At 63.7% G+C, this 13,122-nt stretch carries 15 protein-coding genes; 5 read left to right on the plus strand and 10 right to left on the minus strand.

What is annotated here, in order from left to right; translation table 11 throughout:
* Window positions 1-2,613, minus strand: coding sequence for an autotransporter family protein (locus HP556_RS14225; protein ID WP_175367443.1), 2,613 nt, complete (start codon window positions 2,611-2,613; stop codon window positions 1-3).
* Between the two features lie 588 nt (window positions 2,614-3,201).
* Between HP556_RS14225 and HP556_RS14230 the strand changes: the two genes are divergently transcribed.
* Both HP556_RS14230 and HP556_RS14235 read left to right on the plus strand, forming a co-directional pair.
* Window positions 3,202-3,342 (plus strand): hypothetical protein, encoded by a 141-nt coding sequence (locus HP556_RS14230; protein ID WP_175367444.1) that lies wholly within the window; start codon window positions 3,202-3,204, stop codon window positions 3,340-3,342.
* Window positions 3,343-3,739: 397 nt separating this feature from the next.
* Window positions 3,740-5,227, plus strand: coding sequence for a DUF1254 domain-containing protein (locus HP556_RS14235; RefSeq protein ID WP_246297693.1), 1,488 nt, complete (start codon window positions 3,740-3,742; stop codon window positions 5,225-5,227).
* A gap of 99 nt (window positions 5,228-5,326) precedes the next feature.
* Here HP556_RS14235 and HP556_RS14240 read toward each other — a convergent pair whose 3' ends face one another.
* Entirely contained in the window at window positions 5,327-6,193 is an 867-nt protein-coding gene (locus HP556_RS14240) for a DUF2163 domain-containing protein (protein ID WP_175367445.1), read from the minus strand.
* Between the two features lie 101 nt (window positions 6,194-6,294).
* Between HP556_RS14240 and HP556_RS14245 the strand changes: the two genes are divergently transcribed.
* Window positions 6,295-7,848: a serine hydrolase domain-containing protein gene (locus HP556_RS14245; protein ID WP_175367446.1), complete on the plus strand. Its 1,554-nt coding sequence runs from the start codon at window positions 6,295-6,297 to the stop codon at window positions 7,846-7,848.
* A 31-nt stretch (window positions 7,849-7,879) separates the two neighbouring features.
* Here the strand turns inward: HP556_RS14245 and HP556_RS14250 are convergent, their stop codons facing one another.
* The 8 genes from HP556_RS14250 to HP556_RS14285 form a co-directional block, all read right to left on the minus strand.
* The gene (locus tag HP556_RS14250) at window positions 7,880-8,518 is read right to left on the minus strand and encodes a DUF2460 domain-containing protein (RefSeq protein ID WP_175367447.1); all 639 of its coding nucleotides are present in this window, start codon (window positions 8,516-8,518) and stop codon (window positions 7,880-7,882) included.
* 184 nt (window positions 8,519-8,702) lie between these two features.
* Window positions 8,703-9,272, minus strand: a complete 570-nt coding sequence (locus HP556_RS14255) for a phage tail tape measure protein (protein WP_175367448.1) — start codon at window positions 9,270-9,272, stop codon at window positions 8,703-8,705.
* Window positions 9,265-9,480, minus strand: a complete 216-nt coding sequence (locus HP556_RS14260; RefSeq protein ID WP_175367449.1) for a rcc01693 family protein — start codon at window positions 9,478-9,480, stop codon at window positions 9,265-9,267. Before HP556_RS14260 ends, HP556_RS14255 begins: the two co-directional genes overlap by 8 nt.
* Window positions 9,477-9,803, minus strand: a complete 327-nt coding sequence (locus HP556_RS14265; RefSeq protein ID WP_175367450.1) for a gene transfer agent family protein — start codon at window positions 9,801-9,803, stop codon at window positions 9,477-9,479. The genes HP556_RS14260 and HP556_RS14265 overlap by 4 nt, the downstream gene beginning before the upstream one ends.
* 170 nt (window positions 9,804-9,973) lie before the next feature.
* Window positions 9,974-10,381, minus strand: a complete 408-nt coding sequence (locus HP556_RS14270) for a phage major tail protein, TP901-1 family (protein ID WP_089267052.1) — start codon at window positions 10,379-10,381, stop codon at window positions 9,974-9,976.
* Between the two features lie 11 nt (window positions 10,382-10,392).
* Complete coding sequence (locus tag HP556_RS14275; RefSeq protein WP_175367451.1) at window positions 10,393-10,803, minus strand: DUF3168 domain-containing protein; 411 nt, start codon at window positions 10,801-10,803, stop codon at window positions 10,393-10,395.
* Between the two features lie 78 nt (window positions 10,804-10,881).
* Entirely contained in the window at window positions 10,882-11,202 is a 321-nt protein-coding gene (locus HP556_RS14280) for a head-tail adaptor protein (RefSeq protein WP_175367452.1), read from the minus strand.
* A complete protein-coding gene (locus HP556_RS14285) occupies window positions 11,199-11,768 on the minus strand; it encodes a head-tail connector protein (RefSeq protein ID WP_175367453.1) in 570 nt (189 codons plus the stop codon). Before HP556_RS14285 ends, HP556_RS14280 begins: the two co-directional genes overlap by 4 nt.
* A gap of 94 nt (window positions 11,769-11,862) precedes the next feature.
* Here HP556_RS14285 and HP556_RS14290 point away from each other — a divergent pair, with 94 nt between their 5' ends.
* The gene (locus tag HP556_RS14290) at window positions 11,863-12,648 is read left to right on the plus strand and encodes a S1 family peptidase (protein WP_175367454.1); all 786 of its coding nucleotides are present in this window, start codon (window positions 11,863-11,865) and stop codon (window positions 12,646-12,648) included.
* A gap of 112 nt (window positions 12,649-12,760) precedes the next feature.
* The gene (locus HP556_RS14295) at window positions 12,761-13,081 is read left to right on the plus strand and encodes a hypothetical protein (RefSeq protein WP_175367455.1); all 321 of its coding nucleotides are present in this window, start codon (window positions 12,761-12,763) and stop codon (window positions 13,079-13,081) included.
* Window positions 13,082-13,122: the final 41 nt, after the last annotated feature.

The raw sequence follows: 13,122 nt of genomic DNA on the forward strand, positions 1-13,122 counted from the left end.
TCACCAGACGATGCGGAAGCCGCCAGTGCCCTTGTAGCTGCGGTTCGCCGCCGCGTCCTCAAGGCTCGCGCTATAGGAGACCTCGCCGAACACAGCGTAGCGACCGTTGGCCCAGCTATAGGTGCCGCCGCCGCCGATGCTGCCCCACAGCCGGTCTTGCGCGCTGGCGAAGCCGGTGCCGGCGACATCGACACGGGTGCCCTCGAGGAACTCGTAGCGCAGGTTGCCGATGCCGTAGATATCCGAGCGCACGATGCCTGCGCCGTCGTTCCAGGTTTTCTGGTGGTTGAGCGCAAGGCCGGCGCGGCCGAGCAGGCTGTCGCCGTCGCGCAGCGACACCGGGGCGCCGAACCGATCGGTGAAGCGATCGAACTCGGCCTTCGAATAGGACAGCTGCGCCTGCGGCGTCAGCGACCAGCCGTTGCCGACAAAGAACCGCTTGCCGGTTTCAGCGCTGAAAGCATAGCCCACCCCTTCGTTGCCGTGGGTCATGCTGCCGGCCAGCACCGAAGAGAGATCGCTGCGGTAGAACATCGATTGCGCCTGGCCGTCGACATAGAAGCCGTTGTCGCCGAACCATGTCAGCGTGCCGCCGACACCCGAACCTTCGACGCGGATCCGGCCATTGCCGAAGGCCGATGCGATATTGGCGGTTGTCAGGCCATATTGCCCGGTGAGACCGACGATCAGCCTTCCGCGCTCGTTCTCCATCAGGAGACCGTCGAGGCCCGCCTGCACCTTCAACTGGTCGGCTTTATAGGTCGAGCCCGTGGTGGTGGAGGGCTGCAAATCGGATTGGCCGCCCTCGATGCGGCCCCAGAACGCCGTGGGCGCCGAAGAGCCATCGCCTGGTGCCGGTGCGACACCTGCGCGCGCCATGGCATCGCTGCCGCCCCAATAGCGATTGCCGACGCGCTGCTGCATGGTCGGCAATTCGTTCATGCCGAGCAGCACCTGCGCATAGTTTTCGTATAGCGGGACGCCCGGCTGATACAGCGGCATAGCCGACATCGGCGGCGGCGGATTGACCAGGCTGGAGCGCAGATACCAGTCGCCATCGGTCGGCGTGCTCACGCCGTTCTTCTGCAGCGTATAGGCATAGGCGCCGCCGACCACGGCCTGCTGGCCCTGGATCACATAATCGCCGAGCAGCGAGAACGCGCCGTTCGATGCGCCGGCGACATCGACGATCTTGATGCCTTCGACGGTCTGCGCGCCGCCGCCGCCGAGATTGTTGACGCGCAGCGACGATGAGCCCGACGTCGCTCCCTGCACCCGCAACAGGTCCGTCGGCGAGCTGTCGCCACCGAGCCTGCTGTTGAGCTGCACGGTGCCGCCATTGCCCACATAATTGCCGGCAACTGTCAGCGTGGTTCCCGGCGCGCCGCCGAGCATGACCATGCCGGCATTGTCGAGCGAGGCGAGCGTTTGATTGAAGCCGGCAAGGTTGAACGTGCCGCCGGAGGCGACGGTGAAGGCCGACGTCGTACCGAATATATTGGCGGCTCCGGCGCGCAGGGTGCCGCCGTTCACATTGGTCGCGCCGGTGTAAGTATTGGCGCCCGACAACGTCTGCGTGCCGCCGCTGACCGTCAGCCCGCCGGTGCCGGAGATGACGCCGGAGAACAGATCGTTCTTCGCATTGGTGATCGTCAGATCCTTCGTGCCCAGCGTAACGGCGCCGCTTCCCGCCAGGCTCTGGATGTTGGTGCCGGCCGCCGTGATACCCGAGACATTGAAAGCGCCGTCCGCGATGACCCTGCTGGAATTGGCGATGGCGCCGGCGCCTGACAGCGCGAGGCCGCTGCCGGCCACGATCCGCGTTTCGCCGGCATAGGTGCTGTTCGCCTGCAGGCCGAACACGGTGCCGCCGGTGATGGTCAACCCGCCGGTGCCGCTGAAACCGGACGTCGCGTCGGTGCCCACGGTGAAACCGTTGGTATTGATGGTCAGCCCGCCCGCGAGAAGGTTGAGCTCACCGGGATTGAATCCGTTGATGAAGGTCGCGCTGCTGGCCCCGGCGCGCAGAATGCCATTGTCGAAATTGGCCTGGCTCGCGCCAGGGCCGCCCCGAAAGAATGTGGTCTGCAGCGTGCCGCCGCCGCTGATGTTGACCGTGCCGGAAGACGAGACGCCGTTGCCCACGGTTATGCCGGCTGCCGCGACGACTTGGCCGCCGTTCTCGATGTTCAGCGTGCCGCTGCCTAGAAAGCCGAGAGACACAAGTCCGTTGACCAACCATTGCGACCCGGGTCCGGTGACAGTGAGGATGCCACCGCTTGTGGCGTTAAGTCCGAACCGCGCGATGCTGCTGGTGGTCAGGGTGCTGCCGTTCTGGATCGTCAGGTTGCCGAACGTTCCAGCCGTCGCGCTGCCGAGAACTAAAATCCCCGTCACCCCGATTGCCGGACCGCTGACGCCGAGGACGGTCGCATTTGGCGACGTCGTTACAATATTGAGCGTACCAGTGCCGATGGGAACGGTTCCGCCAGACCAGTTGCTCCCGACCGTCCAGTCATTGCTGGTGGTGCCGGTCCAACCCACGGTTTGGGCCGAGGCAGCCCCCGCGGACAGCGCCATCAGCGCCGCTGCCGACGCGCTCGTCAGGAGCAAGCGAAGCAATTCAGTTTGTTTGCGCGCGGCGGGGAGCCGAGCCCGTTCCGGACTCATACGCCGCGTGTCATCTGGTTGTCGTCGGATTGCTACTTCAACCACGCATTCGCGCATGATGCTCGTTCCAGTTTCGCTCGGGTCCGCAAGGTTCGAGGATGCGAATCTTGAGGCGTGCAATCCGCGAAGAATAGTTGCGACGGTAAATGAGCTAAATCAATCCGACAATAACTGGAGCGTGTTCTCGCTGACAAACATGCGGCGTGTGTCGCTCGCGCAACGAAAGACGCTTAACAAAGCCTTTCGAGATCGGCACGCGAAGCCGGTGATATCACCGATTGGCACATTGCATCATTCGCTGCGGAGCAGAATTTCGTTACTACCGAAGCACAGCGGACATTGGTCACGCCCGCACAGATCAAGCTCAATCTATCAGTGCGTGCGCTGGTTCGATGTCTCTCGCGTCAGAACGTGGCAACGCACGCAACAGACGAATGTGAAGTCGCATCAGCCGTTCGTAGGACGCTTGATATCACTGCGCCATCGATGATGAGCCACGACAAGCGCGCCTCTCATCCGGATGGACCACCGATGGCATTGCTCGAACGTCTGCTCTACGCCGCCGCGATCGCCTGTTTCGTGATCGTCCACTACATCGCCCTGCAACGAATCGATGCCGCCGCATCACATGCGACCCACCCGCCATCCGTCACCCTGCAGGGGACGGATTGATCGTGCTCATCCCTACCCGTCCCTGGCGTCGGGTAACTCATGACGAAATCGTTGCCGGGAATATCGGGGAAGCCGCGGAAATGATCGACATTGCCGATACACCAAGAAGCTGTTCGGGGCCGGAGAGCGACCGACGAGTAACCCTGATCTTCATCGCGTAGCGATGCTGCTCCTCAGCGAGTGGCGACAACACGCCACCCATATTCTCGTGGTGTTCGTCATCAGATAAGTTGCGACGGATCGAGCTCTTTCGAAACGACGCGATGTGCCCGAAGCAGACTTGTCCTTCGATGGGTCAGCTTTTCTGTCGTTTCAATTTGTCGCGCCAATTCTAGTACCGGTTGATTCTCTCTTCTCGGTGTCGCAAGCTGTGGGCCACGAGTTAAGGAGGCACCCGATGAAAATCGACGACTCCAACACAACGAAAATGCGAGATAATTTTTCGAACGATCGCACAGCCGTTGGCCGCCGCGATCTATTGCTGGGCGGTAGCTGTGCGCTCGCGGCGTCAGCCCTCATTGGCGAGGCATTGGTCCATGCAACGCCAGCCCGAGCGCAAGCGCTTTCGGCTCTTGCTTCGGATGAGATCGGCGAGGTGGCCATCAGCGCCTATATCTACGCCTATCCCTTGATCCTCATGGAAATAACGCGCCGGGTCAGCACCAATGTCGCCGATGCAAGCCATTTCGGTAAGGCGCCCATGAACCAGTTCGCGCATCTACCCGCATTCCCTGACGCCACCTTTACCGATGTCGTTCGTCCGAATGCTGACACGCTCTACTCGCTGATGTGGTTTGACGTGTCGGAAGCTCCGCTGCTGATCAGCGTGCCTGACTCGGGCGGGCGTTACTATCTACTGCCAATGCTGGATATGTGGACCGACGTGTTCGAGTCCACTGGCAAGCGAACGACCGGCACAAGCGCACAATACCTTCGCATAACGGGGCCGGATTGGCGAGGCGACGTTCATCCCGAGGCCATCTCCATTCGAAGCCCGACCGCAATTGGCTGGATCATCGGGCGCACACAGACCAATGGCAAAGCTGACTACGACGCCGTGCATAAATTCCAAGCCGGACTGGTCGCTACGCAGCCGGGGCGCTTCGCTAATCAGCCGCCCAGCAAGATCAACCCCGATTGGGATATGAAGACGCCGCCCACGGAGCAAGTGGAGAAGATGACTCCAGCCACCTACTTTTCGTTGTTTACGGAGCTGGCGAGGACCAACCCGCCCCACGCGAACGACTATCCGATCCTTGACCAGATGCGGCGCATTGGAATCGAGCCAAGCAAACCATTCGACTTCAAAAGCGCATCACCCGAGGTTCAGCGCGCCTTGACCGAAGCTGGCCCGGCAGCAACGAAAAAGATCAAAGCTCAGTTTTTGCGCGCCGGCACGGCGAATGCTGGATGGCGCACAAACCTCTCGGCGGTCGGGACTTATGGCGCGGATTATCTCAGCCGGGCCGGAGTCGCTTTTGCCGGTCTCGGTGCCAACACCATCGAGGATGCCGTTTATCCGACGGCGCTCACCGATGCCGATGGCAAGTCGTTCAGCAGCGACAATCGATATGTCCTGCATTTTGAGAAGAACCAGCTTCCCGCGGTGCGTGGCTTTTGGTCCCTTACAATGTACAACGAAAAGCAAGCCTTCGCGGCCAATCCGATTGACCGCTACGCCATCGGAGATCGCGATAAACTTTCGTTCAATCCCGACGGCTCGCTCGACCTTTACATCCAACGTGAGACGCCCGGCAAAGAGAAGGAAGCAAACTGGCTACCGGCACCTGCAAGTGGCCCATTCACAATGAATATGCGTCTCTATTGGCCGAAACCCGAAGTTCTCGACGGAAGCTGGCAACCGCCGGGCGTAAAGCGCGTGTAAGTCTGCTCTGAGTCCACCTGGGGTCATTTGCTACATCATTTGCTAAAGAGGCAAACGCTTCGTCCGCCATCGCACATCATGCAGGCGACAGACTGAGGATCATCCCCCACCCGTCCCCGGCGTCGGATAACTCATGACGAAGTCGTTGCCGGGGATGTCAGGGAAGCCGCGGAAGTTGTCGACATTGGCGAAGCGATCACGGCAGGTCGCCAATGTCTTGTCGCAACCGGCGGTGACGGTGAAGCCATCGCCGACATTGATCGGCTCCGCCATTGCCTGCCACAGCGACAGCCGCACATGACCCGGCGTGACGCGATGCTGCTTCACTTCCATGGCCAGCCCCGTATTGGCGCCGCTGGTCCAGGTCAGGCGTCCCGCGGTGAACAGATCATCGGCAAACGCATCGAGGCCGCTGGCGGAGAACATCGAAGCGCCCGCGAGCGCTCCGACCGCGCCGGTGCCGCGCCAGCCGGCGAGATCGACGCGGCATTTGCCATCGCCGAGATCGGCGCCGCAGCGCGCCGTGTAGAGCCGTCCGCTTTCCTGCGACAACAGAGCTGCGAGCCCGCGGAGTTCGGCCACGAACGCCGCCCCTTCGCGCTTGACCTCGCCGAGCGTGCCGCGCGCCGTCAACACGCGCAGCGCAACGTCGCTCCAGTCCACCAGCCAGGTCTCGACCTCCGCTGCATCGTAGCGCCCGGCAGCCAGATCGGCATCGGTGAGCGTCTCGTCATCGAGCGCACCGGCAATGTCGCCACCATCGACCGACAGATCGAACCGGCTGGTCGCTTCCGACGCCGCGAGGCCGGTGCCGGCGCGATAGGTGACGCCGTCGATGACGAGGTCGCAGTCGTGATCGGTGAAGCCCGCAACGACGCCATCGCGCCGCGTCAGCTTCCAGACCTGCGCCAGTGTGGTGACGCCGGAATCCAGTTTGACCTGAAGTGCGGGCGGGATGCTGCGCATGATTGGATCCTGAAACGTTGTCGTTGCGCGCGAGCATCCTTCGCGTTCTAATTGCTCGCACAATACCGGCATGCAACAGGCCGGGCACAGGGAGCGGACGGATGCTGCGACAACGCCTTGCCGGGATCGCCGTGCTCGCGGCAATCGTCACATCGATCGTTAGTCCTGCGAACGGCGCGCCAGACGCAGAGCGGGCGGCGAATACGCCATGGCCAACCAAGGGCTGGCAGGTCGCAACACCGGAATCGCAAGGGATGGATTCCGGCAAGCTGGCCCAACTGATCGATACCGTCGGCGCACGCCAGCAGGACAGCCTGCTGATCGTGCGCCACGGCCGGCTGGTCGCCGATGCCTATTACGCGCCCTATGTCGCCGGCCTGCGCCACGATCTGCGCTCGGTGACCAAGAGCGTCACCGGGACACTGATCGCCATCGCATTGAAAAACGGGATACTCGACAGTGTCGATCACCCGGTCGTCGATCTGTTCGCCGACAACCAGATCGACAAACTGAATGATCGCAAGAAGGCCATCACGATCCAGCATCTGCTCGACATGACTTCCGGCATCGCCTGGAAGGAGGAAGCCTATACATCCGACGAAACGCTTGACCGGATGTATCGCAGCAAAAATCCGACCGAATTCGTGCTTGGCCAGGAGATGAGCCGGGCGCCGGGCGAGCGGTTCTATTACAATAGCGGTAATCCCTATCTGCTCTCCGCGCTGATCAACAAGAAGACGGGACAGAACGCGCTCGAATTCGCCAAGCGCGAATTGTTCGGACCGCTGGGCATTACCGACATCGACTGGGGTCGCCCCGATGCGCAGGGCGTGACCGATGGCGAAGCCGGGCTCTATATCCCGCCGCATGACATGGCAAAGATCGGCTATCTCTATCTGCAAAACGGTGTCTGGGAAGGCCGCGAGATCATTCCGCCGTCATGGGTCGATCGCACGGCCGAGGGCAAGATCGTCGCAACTGCCGACAATCATTATGCCAATCTGTGGTGGTCGATCCCTGAAAAAGACGCCTATATGGCGCGTGGTCTGCACTCGCAACTCATCATGGTTTTGCCGAAACTCGATATCGTCGCCGTGTTGACCGGCAGCATGCGCAAGGATGAATTCTATCCGACCCGCCGTCTGATCGACGACATCGCCGGCGCAGTGAAATCCGAGAGCGCCCTGCCCGACGATCCCGTCGCGCAGGCCCTGCTGGCCGCATCGATCCGCAACGCGGCAACGCCGCGGCCGTCACCGCTCGGCCTGACGCCGGATCTGGCCAAAGACGTCTCCGACAAGACCTACCGCTTCACCCAAAATGCAATCCGGGTCGGGACGTTCAGCCTGACCCTGGTCGGTGACAGCCCGTCATGGGAGATCACCACCGTCACCGGCAAGCCCGAACAGACCCGACGCTTCACCGGTCCACTTGGACTTGACGGCAACTTCCGGACCGGTTCTCCCGTCAGCTACGGTGTCGATGCGGTGCGGGGGCGATGGACGAACACCAATACTTTTGTCGTCGAGCGCCGTATTCTCGGCCACAGCGAAATGCAGTCCTGGACGCTGGCTTTCGAGGGCAAGAAGGTCACGGTCAATTTCGAGAACACCGACAGCTACAAGCTCGAGCTGCACGGCGAGACTACCGACTGATAGTCCGCCCCCCTCACGACCGATGCGCCTCCTAAATTCTGATCTCCACCAGCGGAATTTTCGGGATTGCACCGGCGGCGAAGGCCGACAGATCGACTTCGAGATAGTCGGTGTCGAAACGCACCGGCACATCGAACTGGAAGCCGGCGGTGATCGCGGTACCCGCCCCAGGAATATGCCCGCTGGCGAATGTCACGAGGCCCGTCGTCACATCGCAGCTGAATGCACTGCCCGCGATCTCGTCGCCGCCAACGGCGATCCGCACGCTGCCGTCGACGGGCTTGGTGATCGGCCGCTGATAGGGCGCAAAAGCGCTGCCATAGGTCTTCATCAATTGAAACGAGGCGGTCGCACCGTCGCCGATGCCGATGCCCTGATCGCGGGGCGAGATCGCTTCGCCCGATATGTTCGACGTCTGATCGAGCCTGTCACGCCAGCGAAAGCCGTGCAGCCGTCCCCGCCGCTCCTCGAAGAACGCCACCACGCTCTGCAGCGCCGCCAGCGTCCTGATGCCGTAGCCTGCATCGTAGCGGCGCCGCGAATGCGCCCAGCGTGCGTTGCGCTCCTCTCGGCCTGAGCCGAACGACACGATCTCGGTGCGTCGCTCCGGGCCGCCTGCGCTCTTCAGCGCGATATCGAGCGGAAACAGGATGTCGTGAAAGACTGTCATGAGACTCTTCCTTCACCCTCCCCTGGAGGGGGAGGGTCGACGATCAGCGCGCGAAGCGCGATGAGAGACGGGGTGGGGTAAAGCCACAAGTACCGTCGATGAACAGTCACCCCACCCCGTCACGCGCTGCGCACGTGACGACCCTCCCCCTCCAGGGGAGAGTAAGCAGATCGCACGCTATCCATCACAGACTGCGCTGGCCGCGCGCGACCGCCCGGGCGATCTGGCCGGTGACATAGCTCTCCGAACGACGGAAGCCGTCGAGATCCGGCGTCGCGATCTGCACATTGATGGTGTTGCCACCGCCCTGCGTGGCGACGCCGAGGCTGCCACCCGCGGTGCGTTGCAATGGCATGATCGCTTCCGGCCCGGACTCGCCGGCCAGACCGGTGCCGCCGCCGAGCATCGGGAAATAGCTGGGCGTGCCGATCACGCCGCCCGACGCGAACGCCTTCACCGTATCGCTCACACCAGCCTTGCCCGCGCCGCCGAACAGGCTCGAGACCAGCGAGGAAATGCTCGATGACATCGCGCCCGCGCCGGCCTGCAGCGCGGATTTCGTCGCCAGATCGGACATTTTCAGCGCCAGCGATTTCAGCACGTCGTCGAACTTCTGGCCCGACGCGACCGAACTCGAAAAGGCCTGGGTCATCACTTTGGAGAACGTCGTCGCGGCTGATGTCAGGCCGGCGGTCTTCGTGGTCATGCTGTCGAGCGTGCCGGACGCCGCACTGAGGTCGCTGGTGTCACTCATGGAGAAGCTCCCCGGAATCCGGAAACTGTTTCATCAGGTCATTGAGCGCGCCGCGATCCATCGGCGTGGATACAGCGCCGCGCACCGCCGCGATGGCATGCGCCAATTCGCGCGGCGTCATCCGCCAGAACGCATCGGGCGACAGCCGCAGCACGCCAAAGCCGAACTGCATCGCCTCGGCCCATGGAAACGGCGCGGGCCGCGTCATCGTGCGGCCTGCGCTGTGTCGGTGAAGGTCGCTGATATCAGTTCGGCGGCGATGCCGACAAAGCCTGCGGCGCCGCCCGGCACGGTCATGGCCGCAACCTCGTCGTCGCTGATCGCCTCACCTGCCCCGCGCAGTCCGGCGCCGATGATGCGGATGAGATCGCGCGCCGACATCCGCCCGGAGCCGAAACGTTCGGCGAGTGCTGCGAGATCGTCGGCGCCGAACGCGCTTTCGAGCTCCGCCAGCGCGCCGAGCGTCAGCACCAGCGTGCGGCTGCGTCCACCGAGTTCGGCGGCGATCTCGCCGCGCAATCTGTTGGGCATGATGATCTCCGTTCTTACCCTCCCCTGACGGGGGAGGGTCGGTGAGCAGCGCGCGAAGCGCAATGCGAGACGAGGTGGGGTGAAGCCACAGGCACCGTCGATGAACATTCACCCCACCCCGCCACGCGCTACGCACGTGACGACCCTCCCCCTCCAGGGGAAGGTAAGGGTCACACCGCGGCAAAGGTCAGCGCGCCCGCAGACTCGAGCGCGAGATCGAAGCTCACTTCGCCATTGTGCTCGCCGGCGAATTCGAGACTGGCGATCTGGAACAGGCCGGTGATGGTGCCGAAATCCGGTACCAGCACCTGACAGTTATTGATCGTGCCGTCGAAGAACGCCTGCCGCACCAGCGCGTCGGAGGCGCCGTCCTTGAACAGCCCGCGGCCGGAGATCGAGGCGCGCCGCACGCCGGCGCCGGCCAAGAGCTCGCGCCAGCGATCAACGGATTCCGCATGGGTGATATCGACGATCTCCGCATTGAAGGCGATGCGCCGGCTGCGCAGCCCCGCCACCGTGACGAAGGTGGTGCCGTTATGGATCTTGATCAGCAGATCCTTGCCCTTCTGTGCGCCCATCGCGTGCTCCTTCAATCCTGCGGTTCGGTGACGGCGCGAAACCGCACCACGGCGTGATAGGTCCGGCCATCGGCCTCGCGCCGGATGTCGGCGATGGCAAAGCGCAGATTGACCAGCCGATGGCCATCCGGCGTCAGCGGCGCATCATCCAGCGCCTGCAGCAGCGCGCCGGTGATGACATGCGCCTCCTTGTGGCCGCCCTGCCGCGACCAGGCATGCAGCGTGAGCTGATGCTCCTGCACCTGGCCGTCATCGGCGGAGACATCGACGATCCGCGCATCGCCGAGCGTGACATAGGGAAACACCACATTGGCCGGCGGCTCGTCATAGACGCGGTGACCGCCGAGCGCGAAACCCAGCGCCGTGTCGGCCTTGAGCGCATCAAAGATCGCCGCGCGCAAGGCGACGTGAGCTGCGGGCATGATAGGCTCCGTGAAAGCAAAGCGTTTTCGAACGAAGTGGATGCCGGTTCGCGTGAAGAAAACGCGTCAGGAAAAACGTCAGTCGATGCGCCACTCGGCGTCGATCTCGACGAATCTGCGCTCGTCGATCTCGCGCAGCGCGGTGATGCGATAGATTTTCGCGCCGTCGATGAAGCGATGCCGCAGGGTCAGCGCGAAGCCGCTGCGCAGGATGATGCGCAGATGCACCAGCGCGCCGTCGGCGTCGGCCTCGACCTCGCGAGTCATCCGCGCCGGCAGCACCGCGGCCCAGACGGTGGCAACGGCGCTGTAGCTGCGCGCGACGCCGCCCTGCCCGTCATCGGCCTCGTCGGGCGCCTCGATCACCAGGCGCGTTTTCAACCGTCCGGGATCGATCATAGCGACAGCCCCCGATACGGCGCGATCAGCGCGTGCAGACCCGCAGGCTGCATCGCAGCGCCGCCGCCGATCGCCGCGAGACCGCGATTGTCATACCAGTGCGCCAGCAGCATCTTCAGCGCATGAATGAGATCTGCCGGCACGTCGCTCGCGACAGCGCCGAAGCCGCAGATCACATCGAGCTCGAGGCCTGCGACAGCGCGCCCCGGTGCGGGCAAGGCCCAGCACGGCGCGGCGATGACATTGGCTGCGGTGTCGACGACGAAACTCTCGACCTCCAGCGCATGCGCCGCGCCGGCCGCGTCGAACATGCGCGCCGCGAGCAGTGTCTGCAGCGGGCCGATGCGCGGTGCGATGCGTCCATTCGCGGGCCACGCGTCCAGCACGAACCGCCAGGTCTGCGTCAGCAGCGCACGGCGTGTCAGCGCTTCCACATGCGCGCGGGCGGCGGCGATCAGCGCGGTGATAACAGCGTCATCGTCGGCGTGCTCGACACGCAGAAATTGTCTGGCCTCGGCAAGCGACAGCGGTTCGCTGGCCGGCGGCACCAGCAGAATGGCGGACATGGGGATCTCCGGGAGGCTCGTGTGACCAATCAGGGAATTGACATCGCGGGTCCGCGGGGCTGACATCCCCGCCATGATTCAGACAGGTTCCCGCATGCCGCCGCGCGCTCGCGTGACGCGGCGTTCTCTCGCCATTGCCAGCATTGCGCTTGCATCGCTCATCTCAATTCCCGCCTCCGCCCTGGTCGGCGGCGCCAGCCTGCGCGATGACGAGATCGGCCGCGCAGTGATCACCATTGTCGGCTCGCGCGGCAATTTCTGTTCGGGCGCCTTGATCGCGCCGACTTTGGTGCTGTCGGCGGCGCATTGCGTGACGCCCGGCGCCAGTTACAAGATCGTGCTCTATGACGCCCAGCGGCAGCCGCAACTGCTGGCGGTGAAGCGCGTCGCCGATCACCCGCAATTCAATGCGGAAGGCATCAAGGCGCATCGCGCCAGCGCCGATGTGGCGCTGCTGCAGCTTGCCGAGCCACTGCCCGGCAAGACCGCGCTGCCGCTCGGCGTGCCCACCGAGCCCTTCGCCGCCGGGCAGAATTATCTCGTGGCCGGCATCGGCGTTGCCGCGCGCGGCGACGGCAAGAGCGGCGGCACCGTGCGCGCGGCGCAGCTCACCTCCACCAGCCATCCCGGCAAATTGCAGATAAGACTGGTCGATCCCGCGACCGACAACACACGCGACGGCCTCGGCGCCTGCACCGGCGATTCAGGCGGGCCCGTGCTGCAACAGCAAAATGGCCGCAACATCGTGATCGGCGTGGTGTCGTGGTCCACCGGCGCGAAGAACGCCGCCGGCTGCGGCGGCCTCACCGGCGTGACGCCGCTGACGCTGTATCGCGACTGGATCCTGCAGACGGCACGCGCCTGGGGTACGCCGCTCTGATCGCAGGCGCCATTCAGGCAATGCTGTGCAAGCAAGCGCCGCGCAAGGCAGGTGTCGTTAAGATCCGTGAAAGGTTCTCCGCTATGATCCGCGAATCATGGAGACATCCCGCATGCTGCGCCTGCTCACTCTCACCGTCGTCGCGATGGCCCTGATCGCGGGCGCGCAGGCCGCTGACATGGCCGGCCAGGGCCGCATCGGCCGCCTGTTCGACGAGCCGGTGGTGAAGAGCCGCCGCGTGGTGGTGGTCAAGGACGAAAAGCCGATGGAAGAGCCGATCGTGCAATATGCGCCGGAGGTGGATGTGTCCTCCATCGTGCACGGCTATTACGGCAAGCCGAATTCCTATTATTACCGCAACTATTACGGCACCCCGTCCGAGACGATCTTCAGCCGCGCGCCCTATGGCTGCGGCTATTACGGCTATTGCTGAGCGCCGCGCGGAACAGGCGCGCCGCGGACGTCTCAGCGACG

This window comes from Tardiphaga robiniae (assembly GCF_013359755.1).
Classification (GTDB): Bacteria; Pseudomonadota; Alphaproteobacteria; order Rhizobiales; family Xanthobacteraceae; genus Tardiphaga; species Tardiphaga robiniae.